The organism is Sediminibacterium sp. (genome assembly GCF_030695065.1).
Lineage (GTDB): Bacteria > Bacteroidota > Bacteroidia > Chitinophagales > Chitinophagaceae > Sediminibacterium.
Map to the genome: position 1 here is coordinate 267,851 of NZ_JAUYTR010000016.1, position 20,077 is coordinate 287,927.

The window sequence follows — 20,077 nt, forward strand, 5'->3', positions numbered from 1 at the left end:
TCGGGATTTTTATTTGCCCCAACGGTAACTTTTTACATTGATGCCTGCTAAATCTAAAACACGATCTACTACTGTAGCAGCTACTTCTTCAATGGTACTTGGTTTGCTATAAAAAGAGGGGGTTGCGGGGCAAATAATTCCACCCGCTAGTGTAATGGTTTCCATATTTTTAATATGAATCAAATTATAGGGGGTTTCTCTTGCAACTAGTATAAGTTTCCTTCTTTCTTTCAATATTACATCTGCCGCCCTGGTAAGTAAGTCATCACTTATTCCTGCAGCAATCCTACCCATGGTACCCATACTACAAGGAATTACAATCATTGTATTGTACTGGGCTGAACCCGATGCAAATGGGGCATAGAAATCTTGTTTTTCGTAAAATGAAAATGGGTATTGGGTGTAAGACTGATCTCCTAATTCGGTTTCCCAAACATCTTTGGCATTCTTGCTCATCACAATACCAACTGCTTCATATTGGTCAGGGTATTGCACTAACTTATCCAATATCCCTTTTGCATAGATGGAACCACTGGCACCGGTAATGGCTATGATGAGTTTGTTCTTCATTTAATACTAACAAAGCTAAGTAGGAAAGGTTAAAAAAATACCCTCCTTATTGGGGAGGGTATTCCATTTTATCATTTCTAGCTTACTTGTACATGATTTCATAGTACTCGTGAGCCATTCTATTACTGTCGAACTGAAAACGAACATCACGCATTCCGTTTTTCATGATTTGTCTCCAAGTATCATGGTCATCGTAATACAATGGGATAATCTGTTGCTCTAAAATTTCATATGCCTTGTTCAAATCATATTCATCTTGATCATGAGTAGTCATATTGGCATAATCTGCCTTTGGAACCACAAATCCATTGTTACCATGGTTTACAAATTCTGGTATCCAACCATCATCAGTTGAAAAGTTAACCGCACCGTTCATAGCTGCAGTCATACCACTGGTTCCAGAAGCTTCTCTTGGAACTCGAGGATTGTTTAACCAAATATCGGAAGCTTGCTTTAAGCGCTTACTTAAGGCCAACTCGTATCCAATAACTACAGCCACATTTTTGTAGTTTTTACTTAAATGAACCAAGTTGTTGAACTGAGAAATAGCTGGATAATCTACTGGATAAGGTTTTCCTGCCCAAATTATTTGAACGGGATGCTTTGTATTACTCAACATTTTCTCAAAACGCTCCATGTCATAGGTGAGCATATCTGCACGCTTATAGCCTGCAAAACGTCTTGCCCATACAATGGTTAATACATTTGGATCAAATACTTTACCTGTTTGGTCTGCAACAATTTCAAATGCACGTTTTTTCAAGAATTTCTTACGATCATCGTACACTTCGTCATTGCCTTCTTCCATGGCGCGATACATTTGCTTATCTGCCCAATAACGCCAGTTCTGTGCATTCGTTATAGAAGTGATAGGGCAGATGCCTTCGTAATTCTTCCACATTTCTCTACTCACTTCACCATGTAAAGCAGAAACTCCATTGGCTTTTCTTGCAAACCTAAGTGCAGCTAAAGAGTGATTAAATTGATCGTCTGTAATACCGGTGAGTTTTCTTACTTCATCTATACTTAATCCACAGAAATAACTCATTTTATGACACAAATAAATATCGTGTTTTTCATTGCCTGCTTCTTCGGGAGTATGTGTTGTAAATACTAAATGTTCTTTTACTTTTTGCACACTTTTGAATTTATTCAACAAATAAAATGCAGAAGAAATTCCATGCGCTTCGTTTAAGTGATAAACATCTGGATTAAAGCCTAATTCATCTATTAGCTTTGCTCCACCCACACCCAGCAATATGAATTGTGCTACTTTAGTTGCAACGTTGGCGTCATATAAACGATGGGTAATTGTTTGAGATACATAATCGTTCTCTGGTAAATCGGTACTCAATAAAAATAGGGGAGCACTATTGAATGTTTCAGGATTTAAATAATATGCTTTAACCCAAACTGGATGCTCGTGAATTAGTATTTGAAATTTAATGCCCGTATCTTCTAAGAAACTATAAATTTTTTCCATGAAAGTTACCTGCAATGTTTGATCTTGGTTTCTAGCTTGATCATAGTAGCCATATTTCCATAAGATACCTACTCCAATCATGTTTTGACGGAGTTCATAAGCACTACGTAAGTGAGACCCAGCAAGGTATCCTAGACCCCCACTGTATATTTTTAAAGGCTGATGTATGGCGAATTCCATAGAGAAATACGCTGCTTTTTTTGCATATTGCTCGTTAATTTGATAAGGAACATTGTAACTTCTAAAATTCATTTCTACTTATTTGGTTAAAAATTGATACGGCAATATAAGCCTAAAATGTGATAATGTAAATTTTACACTAACTAACGTTTATTGGCTTTCTTTTTACGAGGTTCACGCTTTTTGGTATAACGATCATCAAAGAAACATTTAATCCCTCTATGATTACCACAGCTTCCTTGTTCTTTAATTTTTAATTGATTACCATTAAAAATAAAATCGATTAAACATGGATCCCCATTTTTAGAATACAATCCTTCTGATGGTTTAACTAACCTGAATTCACCTTTCAATTCTCCTTTACATGCACCATTACTTTTCTCGAATAAGATAAAGAACAAATAAGTATTTTGGTCTTTGCCATCTCGTATAGAAACATAATTGTTTTTATCTTTTACATAGTCGCCGCTAAATTTATTCAATTTGGGTAGAGTATCTAGCGGATTTATTACTGCTGTTTTTGCGGGGTCTTCATTTGAATCTTTTATTACAACCATGAAAAATCCCGCATCGTTATATACCCATCCAGCCCGTGTAAACAACATCTCGTTGGCTTTCCCCATTTTTTCTCTACTAATCAAAAAGGTAGGTTCTTTATTAATTGATAGTGAACGATGGTATTCTGTTCCATCAAAATTGTTCAACAATTCTTTACAAGCCAGAAATTGATTTTTCTCATTGGTAACCAATACAACCAGTCTTTTTTTCTTTTTAGTTTCTTTGATAATGAATAGTAAATATTTTTCTTTCTCCTTATCAATTAAACCAATTGGGTGAATTGTATAAACTTTTGTTTTACCCATGATATTAGTAAAAGCACTATCAGGATAAAATTGCAAGAAGACTTCTTTACCAATCAACAAGGTGTCGGCTTTAGCATCTATATTGGTATCCGACACACTAAAAGGCAACGACATGGGTTTAAATGCATTTAAGAAATCCTTTTCTTTTACCGTTGTTTTACCCGATAAATCAATTGGTTCCGAATTGCACCCTACGCCTATAAACAACAATAACAATATGATTACTAATTGATTAGCAAATTTCATTGTATGCATATTTTCATAAAAATAAGGCTTTTGAAGGTTGGGTTTATAATTGTTTGCAAATGAGGATTTAAAATTTTAGATTTGTCTAAAAATATTTTTAAATATGCCTTTTACTGCGGCCGAAGAAAATTATATTAAAACCATTTTTCAATTACAATTAGTTGAAGGGATGGTGAGCACCAATTCGGTAGCTAGTACATTAGAAACCTCCGCAGCTTCCGTTACTGATATGCTCAAAAAATTGAAATTAAAAAAATTGCTTGTCTATGAAAAATACAAGGGTTTTAAATTGAATAATGAAGGCAAAAAGGCTGCGCTAAGTATTATTAGAAAACACAGACTCTGGGAAACTTTTTTAGTGAATATTCTTCATTTTAAATGGGATGAAGTACATGAAGTGGCAGAGCAATTAGAGCATATCCAAAGCAATCAATTAATTGACCATTTAGACAACTTTTTGGGTAATCCTCAATTTGATCCACATGGCGACCCTATTCCAGATGCAACTGGCAAAATGCCGGTGATGACTCAAATTAATTTAACCAAATTCCCTTTACATATTGTGGGTGAAGTTTGTTCTGTTGGAAGTCAGTCTTCGGATATGTTGTCTTTATTAAGCCATAAGCAAATTGAGATTGGATCTACAATTAGTGTAGAGCAATTCTTTGCTTTTGACGAATCCATTGATGTTAAAATCAACAATACTTTAATGGTTAATATAAGTGCTAAACTGGCACAGCATTTATACGTTAAAAAATTGAACTATGCGAGTTAGTAATGTAGAACAGTCGTTAAGTGAAGTTCACGAAACAGTTGATACAACTTTACCTAGAAAAGGCTGGAAAAGAATACTGGCCTATATTGGCCCAGCTTATTTGGTAAGCGTTGGCTACATGGATCCTGGTAATTGGGCTACCGATTTACAAGGAGGGGCCAAGTTTGGTTACCAATTGATTTGGGTATTATTGATGAGTAATTTAATGGCTTTACTGTTGCAAAGTTTAAGCGCAAGATTAGGCATTGTAAGAAGAAGAGATTTGGCACAAGCCAATAGAGAAACCTATCCACCTCTCGTTAATTTTTGTTTGTATATTTTAGCTGAATTGGCCATTGCTGCATGTGATTTAGCTGAAGTATTAGGGATGGCCATTGGTATTCATTTGTTAACCGGATTACCCATACTTTGGGGTACAGTAATTACTGTTTTAGATACTTTTTTATTCCTTTTTTTACAACGCTGGGGAATTCGAAAATTGGAAGCGTTTATAATTGCATTGGTGGCCATTATAGGTATGTCCTTTTTGGTACAAATTCTAATTGCGCAACCTGTTATGGGAGAAATGGTAGGAGGTTTAGTACCTGGGTTTTTAAACGATGGGGCACTATATATTGCTGTTGGAATTATTGGCGCAACTGTAATGCCTCATAATTTGTATCTGCATTCGGCATTGGTTCAAACAAGAAAAATTAGCCCCGATAAAAAAGGAATCAAAACTGCCATCAAATACAATTTAATTGATAGCACTGTTGCTTTAAATGCAGCGTTTTTAGTTAATACAGCCATTCTGGTGTTGGCTGCTACTGTTTTTTACAAAACTGGGAATACCGATGTAGCTAAAATTCAAGACGCGCACCATTTATTAGAACCTTTATTAGGATCTGCTTTAGCACCTATTTTATTTGCTATTGCCTTAATTGCTGCAGGACAAAGCTCCACAATAACGGGAACTATGGCTGGACAAATAGTTATGGAAGGCTACCTGCACCTACGAATAAATCCATGGCTAAGAAGATTGCTCACCCGTTTAATTGCAATTGTTCCAGCGGTATTGGTCATTGTGATTTATGGCGATGAAAAAGTAGATGATTTACTAATTTTTAGCCAGGTTATATTGAGTCTTCAATTGGGCTTTGCAGTGATTCCACTCATCCATTTTGTTAGCGACAAAGCAACCATGGGAGACTTTGCCATCGGTACAAAAACCAAGATATTATCTTGGCTCGTTGCTGTAATTCTTGTTTTCTTAAATGTGAATTTAGTAGCAGACGAAACACTGGCATTTTTTCATACCGATATTAGTTGGTTGGCCAAAGCAGCCATTATAATGGTGATCCTTTTATTTATTTGGCTGTTTGTAACAATGACTTTTTATCCGCTTTTAAACAAGAAGAAAAAACAGTCGACTGATATGCTTTATGGAGAAGCTGTTTTACTAGAAAATTTAGCCATTAATAAGGTACAAAAAATTGCTGTAGCACTTGATTTTACTATGGCAGATGAAAAGTTAATTGCACATGCTTTAGCCCAAGGAAATATGGATGTAGAATACCAACTAATTCATATTGTAGAAAGTGTTTCTGCCAGGTACTCAAATTACTCAAGTGATGATGCCGAAACAAGAAAAGACACCGAACGATTAAATAGTTATGTAAGTCAATTAATACAAAAGGGGTATAGGGCCAAAGCAATGCTGGGATATACCCATCGGGTTAAAGAAATTGTTCGATTAGTAACTGAATCAAAGTCAGAAATGTTAATCATGGGGGCTCATAGGCATAGTGGCTTAAAAGATTATGTTTTTGGTGAAACCATTGAAGATGTAAGACATCAATTAACCATACCCGTTCTCATCGTGAATGTTTCCGAAAAGGCCATTCCCCAATAATGTAATATATTTGCACCCTATATTCAACAAAATAAAACAAACTATGGCCCAAAAAATTAAAGTTGCAAATCCAGTAGTTGAACTGGATGGTGATGAAATGACTAGAATTATCTGGAAATTCATTAAAGACAAGTTGATCTTACCTTACCTAGAATTAGATATAAAATATTATGATTTGGGGATGGAATACCGTGATCAAACCGATGACCAGGTTACCATTGATGCTGCACATGCAATTAAGCAATATGGTGTAGGTATTAAGTGTGCTACTATTACACCAGACGAACAAAGAGTAAAAGAATTCAAACTAAAACAAATGTGGAAGAGTCCAAATGGTACCATCCGCAATATTCTAGATGGCACTGTATTTAGAGAGCCTATTGTTTGTTCAAATGTACCAAGATTGGTACCGAATTGGACAGCACCTATTTGTATTGGAAGACATGCATTTGGCGATCAATATCGTGCAACTGATTTTGTTACAAAAGGAAAAGGGAAATTGACTGTTAAGTTTGAAGGAGAAGATGGAACTGTTCAAGAATTTGAAGTGTATAATTTTAAAGGAGATGGTGTTGCATTAGCTATGTACAATACCGACGAAAGTATTCAAGGTTTTGCAAGAGCTTGTTTTAATCAGGCATTGTCTAAAAAATGGCCTTTATACTTGTCTACCAAAAACACCATCTTAAAGAAATATGATGGTAGATTCAAAGACATTTTTGAAGATATATACCAAGCCGAATTCAAGCAATTATTTACAGATGCAGGCATTACCTATGAACATCGTTTAATTGATGATATGGTAGCTTCTGCATTAAAGTGGAACGGAAATTTTGTATGGGCTTGTAAAAACTATGATGGCGACGTACAAAGTGATACCGTTGCGCAAGGTTTTGGTTCTTTGGGATTAATGACGTCTACTTTGGTAACACCCGATGGTAACGTAATGGAAGCTGAAGCAGCTCATGGCACTGTTACACGTCACTTTAGAGAGCACCAAAAAGGGAATCGTACATCTACTAATCCAATTGCATCTATTTTTGCATGGACAAGAGGTTTAGAGTTCCGTGGAAAATTAGATAAGAACCAAGAATTAATTAATTTCTGTACAACATTAGAGAAAGTTTGTGTAGACGTGGTTGAGTCTGGCAAAATGACTAAGGATTTAGCAGTTTGCATATACGGAAACAAAGTAAACCACGGAGAACATTATTTATACACAGAAGAATTTTTAGATGCAATCGACAGCGAATTGAGCAAGCGTTTAGCCATATAAAAATTTCTTTTAAAAATAAAAATCCCGGTTCAATTAAAATGGCCGGGATTTTTTTTGCAATTGACTTTTTCAATAAAATTTATGATACTTCAACCCAAGTATGATCAGCTAATAATTTTACTGATGATACAAATTGTTTGAATGGTCCATGGGTACCCCATTCTTGGGGGGCTACTAAAGAAAGTAAATGGGTATTATCCCTCTTCTCGTATAAATGATAAACTTGCCCTATTTGCGGTTTAAAATTCAATTTAGCTTCGTATATAATCATACTAAGCTCTTTACGCTTTCTTATTTCTTGCGCTTGCCTAGCCAAGAGCTCAATTTGTTGCTTTATTTGGTCTAACTGCATATTTGTTTGGTCTTCCATAGCGCTGAGCGCCTTATGCTTTATAACACCTTCTTTAGTTGGTCTTATTGCAACGCCTGCAACAGAAGCAGAATATGGAAGTACACTCAATTGCTTGTGGTATACTTCCATATTCTTAAACGCTGTACCATTTGTATTGTATCCTTCCTGTGTAATTTTCATGTAACCATTGGGCATGATTTCATGCATTACACGAAGTACTTGTAAGTTGTCTTTGTAAAAAATAGCATTCAATGTTGAGGCATTCGTAATACTTGCTTGTACTTGATTAGCCATTTCATTGTTTTCCAAATTAATCAACTCGTCATTTGGAATGATTCTATACTGAGTGTAAAAAGCTTCGTTGTCTAGGCTAACCCAATTGATACTTATACTTAGTGCTTGCCCATTCTCAATACTTTCTATTTTGTAATTGCCGCTTTTAGGTGCAACTCCATTTTCGAAAATACATTTCTCTGGAAACAACTGCCAACTCGCAAGAAAATTATACGCTTGTACCATTCAATTTATTCTACGGTAAATTCAATATTAATAGTCCCCCATTTTAGAACAACCAATCCTTTATTAGAAATGGTATATTCTAATTTTTCTGATGAATCAGCAGCAACGGTTTGTTTAGCCACAATTCTTAAGGCGTCATCTGCTTCTTTATATTGAAATGCCCCCCATTGTTTCCAAGTTTTATTGAAAATAAGGGTGGTGGCTTTTTCGTTTTGTAAGGTAAAGATTGAATATTTACCCGCAGGCAACAACTGACCATTTACTTTAAGGTCTTTACTTGTTTCAAATACAGTTGCATCATTTGCTCCTGCTCTCCAAATTTTACCCATCATAGGCTCAATATCTTTTCCAGGAGTTCTCCCTTTCAGAGAAGGCTGGCTGTATTTAATACTTAAAGCTGCTCCATTGGTAAGAACTGCTGAAACTTCAGCTGCAGGACTTGGTTTGGGCTTAGGGGTTGTTTGGGCATTCAAAGTAAGCATGCTCAAAGAAGCAAATGCAAATAAGAATGATAAGATGGTCTTTTTCATAATTAATCTATTTAACGTATTTAGAGATAAATGGTTCAATCTAATTTACAATAACAAAGTCAGGTTTTTGTATTAAATCTGTTTGGAACCTAAATCTTAAATTGGTAGACAAGCTAATATTCCAACTATTCATATTTTCTACCACTTTTGGAAAATAATAAGCTTTCAACTCCATCGTACCAAAAACCAAGTTTTCATTACGGCTTCGCAATCCAGCACCTAGGGCACTGTAAACTGCTCCATCAGCAGGGTCAAGGGCAGATAATTTTAAATAAGACAAATTAGAAAAAACAAAAGGGGCAAAGTTAAATCCTACCAATTTGAATGTATTATATAATACCGTTTCAGCATTAATAGTTATCCTTGCTGTTCCATCTATTCTAGTATTCCGAATTTTGGGTATACCAAAAATGCTTGAAACCCTTAGTGGATCATTCAATCGAATAAATTTTTGAAAAGTAACACTGCCACTTAAAAAATGTCGCACAAACCAATTCCTTTTTTTCAATTTCTTTAATGGAGTAATTAATTCCATACTTGCTAATGCTGAAATGTCTTCTGCTTCATTTTTATTTAGATATCCGCCAGATTTTAATGTGTAATTTAAAAATGCCTTTTTATTGTTGAAATAACTTCGTTGGTATTCAAACCCAATATACAGTCTAGAAATATCTTGTCTATCTGCCCATCCTCCGGTAAATGATAAACTAAATCCTTCAGGAAGATCTTCGTTTCTACCAAATCCGTAAATAAAATTGGTATGGTAAAAGTCTCGTTCAAAAACAGTGTAAGAAAACAGCATACCCGTTACATCATTGTACCTACTATCATATAAAAAATGAAGTGTGTCTGGTCTAACGGTAAAATATCTATGTAAAACTCTGGCAGATAATATATTTCTTTTTCTGGTTCCTAAATTATCTAGCATTCTTTCTTTTGCCCCCAAGCTGTAACCCAACCACAAATCTGCATTGTAATACCCATATTTTAATTGTTGATTGTACAGCGAATCTGAAGAATAAGCATTCTGTGTATTATTCACCGATAAATCAAATCCGCCTGTATAGGGGTGATAGGGGCTTACTAAAGGCAATTCGCCTCTCAAAAAATAGCTGTTTTCTTCTCTTTTAGAAGAATTAAATGTGGGTCTTTCAAAATTAATACCGGCAGCAACATTTAAAAAACTACCCGCTATATTTCTACTAAGAAACTCAAGTCCATAAGTATATTTTGGATTTCTCTTTATATCGAATAGTTGTTGAAATTTCAACCGATTTCCAGAACCAAATAAATTATCGTTGTTTATTTCCATATCAAATAGATTGGTGTTTACTTCAGAAACACTACCACCAATCGGAAATACATCTTTCACTAATACCAATACATCTACTTCATCTGCATTATCTTTTACTGGAACTATGATAATTCTTGCATCTTGTAAAAAACTTAAGTCGCGTAAGAATTTTTCATTGTCCGCAAATAAGTTTGGGTCTACTCGTTCACCTTTTTTAAAAAACAAATTCTTTTTTACTACTTGTTGATGAGTACTAATATGTAACTTATTACCAATCTGATTGAAAATATTTGAATTATTAAAACTGGTATCGTTTACCATTTTATTAAACATCAATTTATTAATTGAAATAGTACGAATAAACTTCCCTTCAAATGGTTCAAATTCAACTGCATTTTTCTCGGCAGAATTTTGGGGGATATTCGAAATTGGGTTGGAAACTGAAATAGACTTTCCTAATGCACCAATTAACCCTTTTTTAGATGATAAGAAAAAACTAGTGTCGTATTTTGTTGTTTGGGTGTAGCCTAGAATAGGCAAAATAATAACCAGTACAAGTGTGGCCAAATGTAATGGGTTTGTTATTTTATTGCACCAATTCATCTCTAAGATATTTCTAAAATTATATACTAATTTGTTTAATTCTCAATATGATGCCGTAATTGTAGAACTAGCTCAATCTTGATTGTAGTGATACCACTACAAAGAGCAAATATGTATAAATATTTAGTAACCTACTGATTATTAATTATAACTTAGAAACTATTAAAATATCTTAACCAAGCATTAACTCGCCATGAAAAGCAATATTCCATTCAAATTGTATTCAGGATTAGGAATCTCCATTTTCTTGGTATTAATGGTGGGCTATTTCTCTATTACTACACTCAATACACAAGTAGAAAAAACCACCCATTTAATAAAGGTTAAAAAGTCTATCAGCGATATTCAAGACCTGCAATACAATATTTCTCAAATGAGAAATGCAAGATTAAACTATTGGGTTACTCAAAATGATACAGCTATTACCAATTATACCATTTCAGCGTCTAGCATTAAGCCTATTATGGTAAAACTCCATTTTGACTTACCCCAAAATCCTATTACAATAGATAAAATTAATGCCTTAGACACTGCCATTACAAGGTTGAATCTATTTTGGGATAACAATGGAAAAGTTTTAACTGCGCAAAACAATTTAGAATTAAATAACAAAATTATTGCTGAAGGTCAATTAATAAGAAGCGTTTTAGTATTAATTGATCAAACCAAAAGAGGGTTAGTTTATGAATTAGACTCAACTGAAAAAAGCATCAAAGAATCTTTTGAAATCTCTACCAAAGTCATAGTTGGTGGAGTAGTGCTACTAATAGTTATTGTATTAATTCTAGTGAATGCTGTTGTTGCTACCTTAAAAAGTAGATTCAGGTCTGAGCGAAGGTTAAAAGACACAGTGGTAAAAATGGAAGAGATTAATTTACTTGCTGCAGAGAAAAATAAATTATTGGAAGGGGTTAGTTATATTAATGACCATATTCAAAAATCGTATTCTCTTGAAACACTTTCGAATAATGTCATTAGATCTGTTGTAGGATATTTAGAAGTTCCAGCCGGTGTAATTTATATTAAAGATGAAATTGCTGATTTCCTAGAAATGACAGCTGGGGTTGCCATTTCTTCAGATGCTAAAATTGGATTTAAACTTGGGGAAGGTATAATAGGCAATGCTGCTTTGCAAAAAGAAGCTGTTAGTATATCAGAGGTACCACCTGACTATTGGCATGTTGAAACATCTTTAGGTGATATGACCGGTAGGGGTGAAATATTATGTATGCCGCTTTGGCTAGATAATGAACTAAAAGGTTTAATTGAGCTTGGTATTTTTGGAAAATTTTCTGCTCATCAAAAAAACTTATTAGAAAACATATCTCATAATGTTGCGTCTGCTATTCAAGCCCAACAAGCAAGAGCAAAAATCAATATACTTTTAGCCGAAGTGCAAGAGCACAAAGAAAGCTTAGTAAATCAACAAGAAGAATTAAGACATACCAACAATGAATTAAGTAGACAAGCGCACGAGTTGCAAGAAACCAGTAAATACAAATCTGAGTTTTTAGCAAATATGTCTCACGAATTAAGAACACCGCTAAATAGCGTGCTAATTTTGGCAAAATTATTATCTGATAATAATCCTAAAAATCTGACCCCTAAGCAAATTGAATATGCTTCAATTATTCACAGATCTGGTACAGACTTATTAAAGTTAATTAATGATATTCTAGACCTATCTAAAATAGAAGCAGGTAAAATTGAACTTACTGTTGAAGACATTAAACCAGAAACCATAGCCACAGATTTACAACAGTTGTTTAGTGTAGTAGCCTCACAAAAAAACATTCAATTTAATATCGTTCAAGATTCATCTATTCCAGCTTCTATTAGAACTGATATTCAGCGTTTGGAACAAATTATTAAGAACCTGTTATCAAATGCATTCAAGTTTACTCCAGAAGGTGGCAAAGTAACGGTTGAATTTAAGCGTATTGAAAATGTTTTCCCTAAAAAAATAAGTATTTCTGTAAAAGACAGCGGCATTGGAATTTCAGCAGAAAAGCAACAATTGATTTTCGAAGCTTTTCAACAGGCCGATGGTTCAACGAGTAGAAAATATGGCGGCACTGGCTTGGGATTATCTATTAGTAAAGAATTAGCCAAACTATTAGGGGGCGAAATTTCAGTACATAGTATTGAAGGAGAAGGCAGTGTTTTTAGTTTAATTATTCCTGAAGAAACTACCAATACAACTGAAGTGGTTAAAGAGGCGTTACAAACCAGTGCTGCACCTTCTTTAACTAATATTGAAGAACAAGACAAAGTTTCAGACGACAGAAATAATATAAGTGATGAAGATGAAGTGGTCCTAATTATTGAAGACGATGTCAATTTTGCTTCCATTGTTAGAGACTTTGCCAGAAATAAAAAATTTAAAACAATAGTAGCACTACAAGGAGACGAAGGTTTATTGTATGCAAAAAGATATGCTTTAAACGCTATTATTCTAGACGTGCAATTACCTGTTTTAGATGGATGGTCTTTACTTAAGATTTTAAAAGAAGATAAAGACACCAAACATATTCCAGTTCATATTATATCTGCTTTTGACGACAATAGATTTAATGAGGGTGGGGCATTGGCTTATGTTAAAAAACCAATCAATTTAGAGGGTTTAGATTTAGCATTTTCTAAAATAAGTCAATATTTGAAGCAAAATTTTAAGACTGTTTTACTTATCTCAGCTGATAATTTTAAGGACAAAAAACTTCAACAACTATTCCAACAAAAATACAAAGAGGTTTCATTCATTACAACTTCAACAATAGAAGATGGCAAATTAAAGGCAAATAATATCCATTTTGATTGTATTATAGCTGATTTGGGAGATGACACAAGCGATGGAATCAAATTAATGCAAGAGTGGAAGCCTCAATTAATTGAACAAAAAATTCCCGTAATACTATTAATTAACAATAATATTTCTGCAGAGGATGAAATAAGATTAAAAACTATTTCTGAAACTGTAGTAAGAAATACTGCATCTGCAACTACTAAGTTAATTGATGAAATTGAACAATTTTTATACAAACTAAAACAGAATGAAAGCCAATCTGGCAAAGATTCTCAACATCCTAATATTTTAATCGACAACTTAGATGGAAAGAAAATATTAATTGTTGACGATGATATGCGAAATGTATATGCGCTTAGTACCGCTTTAGAATCAGAACTAGCAGAAGTAATAAGTGCAGCAGATGGTAAGGAGTCTCTTGAAATGCTTAAGTTAAACCCAGACACAGAACTGGTTTTAATGGATATTATGATGCCTGAAATGGATGGATATGAAGCTATGCAACATATTAGAAAAACGCTAAAACTGAATCAACTGCCCATTATTGCATTAACGGCAAAAGCCATGGCAGGGGATAGGGAAAAATGTATTGCCTCAGGTGCTTCCGATTATATAACCAAACCTGTAGACATTCAAAAATTACTGACTTTAATTAAAATCTGGTTATCAAAATAAGTTTGATACAATTAGAATTATATGGAACAATTAAATAGCAATGAGCATTTTCTTATTTTGTTGGTAGACGATCGTCCTGAGAATCTTATTGCCCTTGAAGAAATCTTAGAAAAGCCAGGTCGAAGTTTCATTAAAGCAAATTCGGGCAATGAAGCTTTAAAATTGGCACTCAAACACGAAGACATTGGATTGGTATTATTAGACGTTCAAATGCCCGACATGGATGGATTTGAAGTTGCTCGAATGCTTAAATTAAATAAAAGAACACAGCACTTGTCGGTCATTTTTGTAACTGCAATTAGTAAAGAAGAAAAATTTGTATTGAAAGGATTTGATGAAGGAGCTGTTGACTATTTGCAAAAGCCATTAGATATTAATATTACACGGGCAAAAGTAAATGTTTTTGAAAGACTCTATTTTGCACAACAAAAACTAAAAAATAGTTTACTAGAAATTGAACTGGTAAACAAACAATTGGAAAGATTTGTCTTCATTGTATCCCATGATTTAAAATCGCCTATTGCAACAATTGCTATGTTAGCAGATATGATGCAAAAAGACGAAGTTGTTAAAAATGAACCAGAATTATTAGAAAACACAAGCATTATATACAGTGCTGCAAGTAAGCTCACTGGAATGATTGAATCTATTTTAGATTATTCCAGAAAAAGCCTTAGTGAACAAACTGTTGAAGATGTTGACAGTTTTAAATTAGTAAATGAAATTATTCAAATGTTGGTATTACCTCAAAGAATTAATATCACAATTGACGCTAATTTACCAAAGCTCAAAACAAGAAAAATAAAATTACAACAGGTTTTTCAAAATTTAATAACCAATGCCGTTAAATATAACAACAAACCCAACCCAGAAATACAAGTTGGAGTTTATGCAGCAACCAATGAGTTTTATGAGTTCTATGTTAAAGACAATGGACAAGGAATTTCAAAAAAAGACCATAGCAAAATTTTTAAATTATTTGAAATAACCGATAATAAATCATCGGGTGAGTCTAGCACTGGGGTTGGATTGAACTTGTTAAAAATGCTAGTTGAAGAACAAGGTGGTAAAATTAGGGTTGAAAGTAGTCCAGAAATGGGAAGCACTTTCTTTTTTGAATGGCGCAGATAATTGCTTATTTCTTTGCTGCCAACCACAAGTAACCAACTATCATAGAGAACACAGAACTAACCAATACAGCTATTTTTGCGATGTCTTGTACAATATGGTCACTAAATGCCAACATAGAAATAAATATACTCATAGTAAAACCTATGCCAGCTAAAATACCTGCTCCAATTAATTGATGCCAATTTGTTTGTGAAGGAAGATTCGCCCACTTTCTTTTAATCATCCAATAACAGGCCAAACAAATTCCGAGTGGTTTACCAATAAATAAGCCAGCCATAATCCCCCAGGAAAAAGAATTATTCAATGCAGCTAATCCTTCTTCAGGAAATACAATAGCCGTATTAGCTAATGCAAATAAAGGCATGATGATAAAATAAACTGGTGTATGAAAACTTAGTTCCAATTCTGCTAATTTTTTAACAGGTATAGTAAAAGCAAATAATACACCTGCTACAGTTGCGTGAATACCAGAATTAAACATGGTGTACCAGAGTGCCAATCCTAAAACCCATGTGTACCAACCCAATTTCGATCTATTCTTTTTTAGTGCTAAAAGTGTTAACATAATTAATGCACTTAATAATAAATACATCAACTTCAATTGACCACCATAGAACAAAGCAATGACTACAATAGCCCCCAAATCATCTATTATAGCCAATGCAGTAATAAAGATTTTAAGTGCAACAGGAACCCGATTTCCCAATAATGAAGCTATACCTAATGTAAATGCAATATCAGTAGCCATAGGAATTGCCCAACCATTCATGTATGTTGTTCCTCTACTAAACTGACTATAAATTAAAGCTGGAATTAACATACCACCAATGGCTGCCACAACCGGCAGAATTGATTGTTTAATGGATGCTAGTTCTCCAGTTACTAGTTCTCTTTTAATCTCCATACCCGCTATAAAAAAGAATGCGGCCATGAATAAATCATTAATGATGACTAAAATGGAATTGGGCAAATGAAATATACCCCAATCAAAAACATGATGGTCTGTTCCGTCTATACTCCAGTGAAATAATGAAATATAACTACTAGAAATGCTATTAATATTTGCCAATACAATAGATATAGCGGTAGCAATTAATAAAACTATTCCAATAGATTTACTATCATGAATAAATGTAATCAATGGATCAATAAAGACTTTTTTTACCATTTTTCTTGCTGCCATTTTATCTTATTTAAAAGTCAATAATTCATATTTAGATTTGGGTCGTAAAGCATCATGCCATTTAAACCCTCTGATTTTCAAGTCATCGTGATTGGTTAATCTCATTGGAAAAGTAGTACCGTCTAGATTTCGTAAAAAGACCACTTTTTGAGGTTTACTGTCTTCAAAAAACACATCAATAATATCTGCAGTTGATTTGTTTACTCCTATAAAGCTTTTGTCTTCATCTGTTGCATAATAAACATTTTCTGCATTCCCTTTTGCTCGCATAGAATTAATTTTTCCGTCTACAAACAATGCATTCAATGTTGTTCCTCTTAATTGATTAAAGTAATTAGAGCTATCTACTTTATTAATAGCCATACTGTTTTCAAAAACATATAATCGTTCTGGCTTTTTATTCTGGATATACAAATAAATTGTATCCCCCGAAATTTGGTTTTCCTGCGCCCAAACTATGGGCTTTTTAAACAATCTAAATACTGAATCTTTTAAAGAATAGAATAAGCTATCCCCAACTGCTTGTAATGAATCTGAAAATACTTTTACATTGTAATATGCTTCAAAAAATTTATCTGAACTGTCTTCTGCTTCTTTATCGGAAAAAACTATTTTATTGACTAAAGTATCGTTTGCTGCATGATCTCTTATTTGAGGAACCGCTCTTGTTTTAGTTAAATCAGATAATTTGGCAGAATAGAGGGTGTCTGCAGTTATATAAATGGTATCAACACCTTGTTTAATTAATAACAATGGCTTCTGGGTTGCCACCATTGAGTTTGTTTTTTTATTGGTTCTGATATTATTAGCAATCATATCAAAACCCTGAGCAGTGTCTTTACTTCTATAAACAGCATTCCCCCTGAATTCACCTAAACCTGTTGAATCATCAAATGCCATTTCGTCTGCAGTAAAAATTGCAGCACTATCTTCAATTACTGAACGCTTGTACAATTCTGCTTTTTTATTCTTCATATCATAAAAGCCTTCCCTTGTTTTTATTGTTCGCTTGTCTTTAATATTGTAAACCACTGTAGGAGAAGTGAAAGTCGCAATTTCTGTACCGGTATTGTATTGCAATGTATCGCCAGTGATTTTATTGTCCGGATCAATCATCACTACTTTTCGTTTAAATATCACATCTCTTGTATCTCCGTAGTAGTATCCTTCTTGGCTGGTTAAAGTAGACTTCTTATTTACGAGTTTGCCCCCTTTCAAATAAGTTCCAATTTTTACGGTTGCATCGTATTCCAACTCTTCGGTAGTGAGTACTCCCTTACCATCTGTTAATCGAACTTTTTTCTGAAGAAAAGCTTTTTTTTCTTTACCCAAATAACGAAGATATTGTGCATAGGTATGTATACTATCAGCGTCATTAATATGAACGTTTCCAAATGCTTCTAAAATATTTAACTGTCTATTTAAAACAGCACTATCAGCATAAAAAATGACATTGTCTTGTTGCACTTTAACTTTCCCAACTAAAGACACAAATTCATTTAGTGAATCTATTTTTTGATAATTATATTTATCTGCATATAAAATATCAATTCTTTTTCCCTCTGGGCTGGTAGTATCTGTGGGGAGTCTTTGCGCGAAGGAAAAACCAAAAGCAAAACTAAATAGAACCAGTAATATAAATCTGCTAGTCATTTATTGATTTACTTTTACCGAATCAGCCAGAGGAGCCATTAATGGCCCAGACTTATCTTTTTTCCCGAAAACCGAAATATTTACATATCGTTTAGGATGAACCCTTAAATCGTCTACCAAAATATTGGCACTTCTAATGGTATTATTTAGGTTATTGTAAAGCGTTTGATCATTAATTAATTTACCAAGACTTCCATCAGAAGAATTGACTTTATCAACCAGTTTATTTAAATTTCCAATAGCCAATTTTAACTGATCTACCGATCCTGCTAAGTCTGCTTTTACAAAATTCTCTGAAGTTTTAGTTACGTTAGTAAGCGTTTGAGAGATTTTGTCGTTGTTGTCACTTAAATTCTTTGTAAACTTATTTACATTATTCATGCTCTGTGCAACAACACCGGTTTGTTGATTCAACATTTGTTGTAAAGACGCAGAAGAAACGACCAAACTTTCTGTAGTTTTATTTACATTGGCAATTACTGCTTGTAAATTATTTTTAGTTTGAGGATCAAAAACCGAATTGATATTTTTTAATACTACATCTAAAGTTGCAATAGTTTTTTCTAATTGTGCTGTTACTGGGCCTAATTTGTCCATTACTCCACTCAATAAACCCTTACTTTCTGCAGTTTGTAAAGTGTCTCCTTGTTGTAAAAAGGTTTTACTATTTCCCAACCTAATTTCAATGCTAGGGGTACCTAAAGGGTTTTCATTAATAACTGCAATAGAATTGGTAGGAATATCGTATACATCGGTCAACTTGATTGCAACAATTAAAGACTGAAGGGTAGGGTCTGCATTTTCAATATCTGCAACAGCTCCAACTTGAAATCCGTTAACGTATACCGGATTTGATATTTTTACCCCTTTGGTGTCGGTATAATTAGCATATAAATAGTTCCCTGACTTCAATAGGGTTTTACCCTTTAAAAAATTAAAACTTAGAATAAGTAAAGTAATAGCCACTGCAGTAAGGGCACCTACTTTTGTTTCGTTCGATACAGTCATTGATAAGACATTAATTGAGTCAAGAACAAATTTAAGGTACTTCGTTCGTTTAAAGAGTAATCGGTTAAGCTATTATCTGTTATTGCCAGACCCGGAATTGGTCAATTGCTTTTCTAAAGAGTATTTGTAGCGTTTTACTGCCTTAATAATGACTTCGCATATTTCTTTTTGCCCTTCATCACTATTTAAATAGTCTTCTTCCTCAGGATTGGAAATAAAGCCTGTTTCTACCAAAACAGCTGGCATGTTTACGGCATGCAACACAAAAATACCCTCATTACGCTGCTTGGCTTCTCTGCTAATTCTGCCTACTTTTTTAAATTCATCCTCAATGGTTAGGGCTAAATCTGCACTTCTTTGAAAATAAGTTTGGGTTTTCATGCTCAATAGCATCATTTTAGCAGGATCATTCTGCTCAAATAACTTCATTTCTTGTTGGGTAGCACTGTCCATACTAAAATCATCTCCCTGGCTTAATGCCTTCATGCGGCCACTGGTTTTATTTACATTGTAAATAAAAGTCTCCGTTCCTTTAGCAGGATTGGGCAAATACCAGGTTCTATAATCCTTTACTTTTTTGGTATATTTTTTTCTTTTTTTACCCTTCCCTTTATAGGCTGTTACTGTTTTATAACCTATAAATTCAGTTTGTTTAATTGGCCTAGCGCTGTTTACGTGAATACATAGAAATAAGTCGCCCTTTGCCTGATTGGCTATTTCTGCTTTTCTAACCACATCATCAAAAACATCTGTAGTTCTTGTCATGACTAATTCCACATCTGGAATTTCCTGACTCATCATTTTCTCTAACTTTAAAGAAATTGCTAAACACAAGTCTTTTTCCGTAGAATATTTTCCCTTGGCCCCCACATCGGTTCCGCCATGGCCAGCATCAATAATTATACGCTTTAAAGGCTGTTTTTGTTGGGGTACAGGTTGCTTATCTGTAAAAGAGGTAAACAGTAGGAATGCAAAACTTAACAGATAGAAAGCAGCAATATGTCTTTTAATCATATCATTTCATTAAGGAATCAGACCTAAA

At 33.9% G+C, this 20,077-nt stretch carries 15 protein-coding genes; 5 read left to right on the top strand and 10 right to left on the bottom strand.

Translation table 11 applies throughout. From position 1 onward, the window contains the following. Positions 1-9: 9 nt before the first annotated feature. The 3 genes from Q8S25_RS08100 to Q8S25_RS08110 form a co-directional block, all read right to left on the bottom strand. Positions 10-570: a UbiX family flavin prenyltransferase gene (locus Q8S25_RS08100; protein ID WP_305536591.1), complete on the bottom strand. Its 561-nt coding sequence runs from the start codon at positions 568-570 to the stop codon at positions 10-12. 82 nt (positions 571-652) lie between these two features. Beyond that, a complete protein-coding gene (glgP, locus tag Q8S25_RS08105; RefSeq protein ID WP_305536593.1) occupies positions 653-2,305 on the bottom strand; it encodes an alpha-glucan family phosphorylase in 1,653 nt (550 codons plus the stop codon). A gap of 71 nt (positions 2,306-2,376) precedes the next feature. Next, positions 2,377-3,342 carry a hypothetical protein gene (locus Q8S25_RS08110; RefSeq protein WP_305536595.1) on the bottom strand — a complete coding sequence of 322 codons (966 nt, stop codon included), beginning with the start codon at positions 3,340-3,342 and terminating at the stop codon, positions 2,377-2,379. Positions 3,343-3,445: 103 nt separating this feature from the next. Between Q8S25_RS08110 and Q8S25_RS08115 the strand changes: the two genes are divergently transcribed. From Q8S25_RS08115 to Q8S25_RS08125, 3 genes are read left to right on the top strand one after another with little or no spacing between them, the layout of a single operon-like run. Further along, entirely contained in the window at positions 3,446-4,117 is a 672-nt protein-coding gene (locus Q8S25_RS08115) for a metal-dependent transcriptional regulator (RefSeq protein ID WP_305536597.1), read from the top strand. Beyond that, complete coding sequence (locus Q8S25_RS08120; RefSeq protein ID WP_305536599.1) at positions 4,107-6,008, top strand: Nramp family divalent metal transporter; 1,902 nt, start codon at positions 4,107-4,109, stop codon at positions 6,006-6,008. Before Q8S25_RS08115 ends, Q8S25_RS08120 begins: the two co-directional genes overlap by 11 nt. 43 nt (positions 6,009-6,051) lie before the next feature. After that, entirely contained in the window at positions 6,052-7,284 is a 1,233-nt protein-coding gene (locus tag Q8S25_RS08125; RefSeq protein WP_305536601.1) for an NADP-dependent isocitrate dehydrogenase, read from the top strand. A 79-nt stretch (positions 7,285-7,363) separates the two neighbouring features. Here Q8S25_RS08125 and Q8S25_RS08130 read toward each other — a convergent pair whose 3' ends face one another. Genes Q8S25_RS08130 through Q8S25_RS08140 form a run of 3 tightly spaced genes read right to left on the bottom strand, consistent with a single transcriptional unit; the run spans position 7,364 to position 10,546 of the window. After that, entirely contained in the window at positions 7,364-8,155 is a 792-nt protein-coding gene (locus Q8S25_RS08130) for a DUF2452 domain-containing protein (RefSeq protein WP_305536603.1), read from the bottom strand. A 5-nt stretch (positions 8,156-8,160) separates the two neighbouring features. Next, the gene (locus Q8S25_RS08135; RefSeq protein ID WP_305536605.1) at positions 8,161-8,685 is read right to left on the bottom strand and encodes a DUF2911 domain-containing protein; all 525 of its coding nucleotides are present in this window, start codon (positions 8,683-8,685) and stop codon (positions 8,161-8,163) included. 40 nt (positions 8,686-8,725) lie between these two features. Then, on the bottom strand, positions 8,726-10,546 hold the full coding sequence (locus Q8S25_RS08140; RefSeq protein ID WP_305536607.1) for a hypothetical protein: 1,821 nt from the start codon (positions 10,544-10,546) through the stop codon (positions 8,726-8,728). Between the two features lie 229 nt (positions 10,547-10,775). Here Q8S25_RS08140 and Q8S25_RS08145 point away from each other — a divergent pair, with 229 nt between their 5' ends. After that, positions 10,776-14,060, top strand: a complete 3,285-nt coding sequence (locus Q8S25_RS08145; protein WP_305536609.1) for a response regulator — start codon at positions 10,776-10,778, stop codon at positions 14,058-14,060. Positions 14,061-14,081: 21 nt separating this feature from the next. Next, a complete protein-coding gene (locus Q8S25_RS08150; protein ID WP_305536611.1) occupies positions 14,082-15,191 on the top strand; it encodes a hybrid sensor histidine kinase/response regulator in 1,110 nt (369 codons plus the stop codon). A gap of 4 nt (positions 15,192-15,195) precedes the next feature. Here the strand turns inward: Q8S25_RS08150 and nhaA are convergent, their stop codons facing one another. From nhaA to Q8S25_RS08170, 4 genes are all read right to left on the bottom strand, one after another. Further along, positions 15,196-16,374, bottom strand: coding sequence for a Na+/H+ antiporter NhaA (nhaA, locus tag Q8S25_RS08155; protein WP_305536613.1), 1,179 nt, complete (start codon positions 16,372-16,374; stop codon positions 15,196-15,198). Between the two features lie 6 nt (positions 16,375-16,380). Continuing rightward, positions 16,381-18,027 carry an OstA-like protein gene (locus Q8S25_RS08160; protein WP_305536615.1) on the bottom strand — a complete coding sequence of 549 codons (1,647 nt, stop codon included), beginning with the start codon at positions 18,025-18,027 and terminating at the stop codon, positions 16,381-16,383. Further along, on the bottom strand, positions 18,028-19,035 hold the full coding sequence (locus Q8S25_RS08165; RefSeq protein ID WP_305536617.1) for an MlaD family protein: 1,008 nt from the start codon (positions 19,033-19,035) through the stop codon (positions 18,028-18,030). 72 nt (positions 19,036-19,107) lie between these two features. Next, positions 19,108-20,049: an N-acetylmuramoyl-L-alanine amidase gene (locus Q8S25_RS08170; protein WP_305536619.1), complete on the bottom strand. Its 942-nt coding sequence runs from the start codon at positions 20,047-20,049 to the stop codon at positions 19,108-19,110. Positions 20,050-20,077 lie beyond the last annotated feature (28 nt).

What these genes read in the sequence shown, in the direction of transcription:
- Q8S25_RS08100 (WP_305536591.1), bottom strand. Translation starts at nt 570, where the DNA reads ATGAAGAACAAACTCATCATAGCCATTACCGGTGCCAGTGGTTCCATC.
- Q8S25_RS08110 (WP_305536595.1), bottom strand. Translation starts at nt 3,342, where the DNA reads ATGAAATTTGCTAATCAATTAGTAATCATATTGTTATTGTTGTTTATA.
- Q8S25_RS08130 (WP_305536603.1), bottom strand. Translation starts at nt 8,155, where the DNA reads ATGGTACAAGCGTATAATTTTCTTGCGAGTTGGCAGTTGTTTCCAGAG.
- Q8S25_RS08165 (WP_305536617.1), bottom strand. Translation starts at nt 19,035, where the DNA reads ATGACTGTATCGAACGAAACAAAAGTAGGTGCCCTTACTGCAGTGGCT.
- nhaA (WP_305536613.1), bottom strand. Translation starts at nt 16,374, where the DNA reads ATGGCAGCAAGAAAAATGGTAAAAAAAGTCTTTATTGATCCATTGATT.
- Q8S25_RS08145 (WP_305536609.1), top strand. Translation starts at nt 10,776, where the DNA reads ATGAAAAGCAATATTCCATTCAAATTGTATTCAGGATTAGGAATCTCC.
- Q8S25_RS08170 (WP_305536619.1), bottom strand. Translation starts at nt 20,049, where the DNA reads ATGATTAAAAGACATATTGCTGCTTTCTATCTGTTAAGTTTTGCATTC.
- Q8S25_RS08120 (WP_305536599.1), top strand. Translation starts at nt 4,107, where the DNA reads ATGCGAGTTAGTAATGTAGAACAGTCGTTAAGTGAAGTTCACGAAACA.
- Q8S25_RS08150 (WP_305536611.1), top strand. Translation starts at nt 14,082, where the DNA reads ATGGAACAATTAAATAGCAATGAGCATTTTCTTATTTTGTTGGTAGAC.
- Q8S25_RS08135 (WP_305536605.1), bottom strand. Translation starts at nt 8,685, where the DNA reads ATGAAAAAGACCATCTTATCATTCTTATTTGCATTTGCTTCTTTGAGC.
- Q8S25_RS08160 (WP_305536615.1), bottom strand. Translation starts at nt 18,027, where the DNA reads ATGACTAGCAGATTTATATTACTGGTTCTATTTAGTTTTGCTTTTGGT.
- Q8S25_RS08125 (WP_305536601.1), top strand. Translation starts at nt 6,052, where the DNA reads ATGGCCCAAAAAATTAAAGTTGCAAATCCAGTAGTTGAACTGGATGGT.
- Q8S25_RS08115 (WP_305536597.1), top strand. Translation starts at nt 3,446, where the DNA reads ATGCCTTTTACTGCGGCCGAAGAAAATTATATTAAAACCATTTTTCAA.
- glgP (WP_305536593.1), bottom strand. Translation starts at nt 2,305, where the DNA reads ATGAATTTTAGAAGTTACAATGTTCCTTATCAAATTAACGAGCAATAT.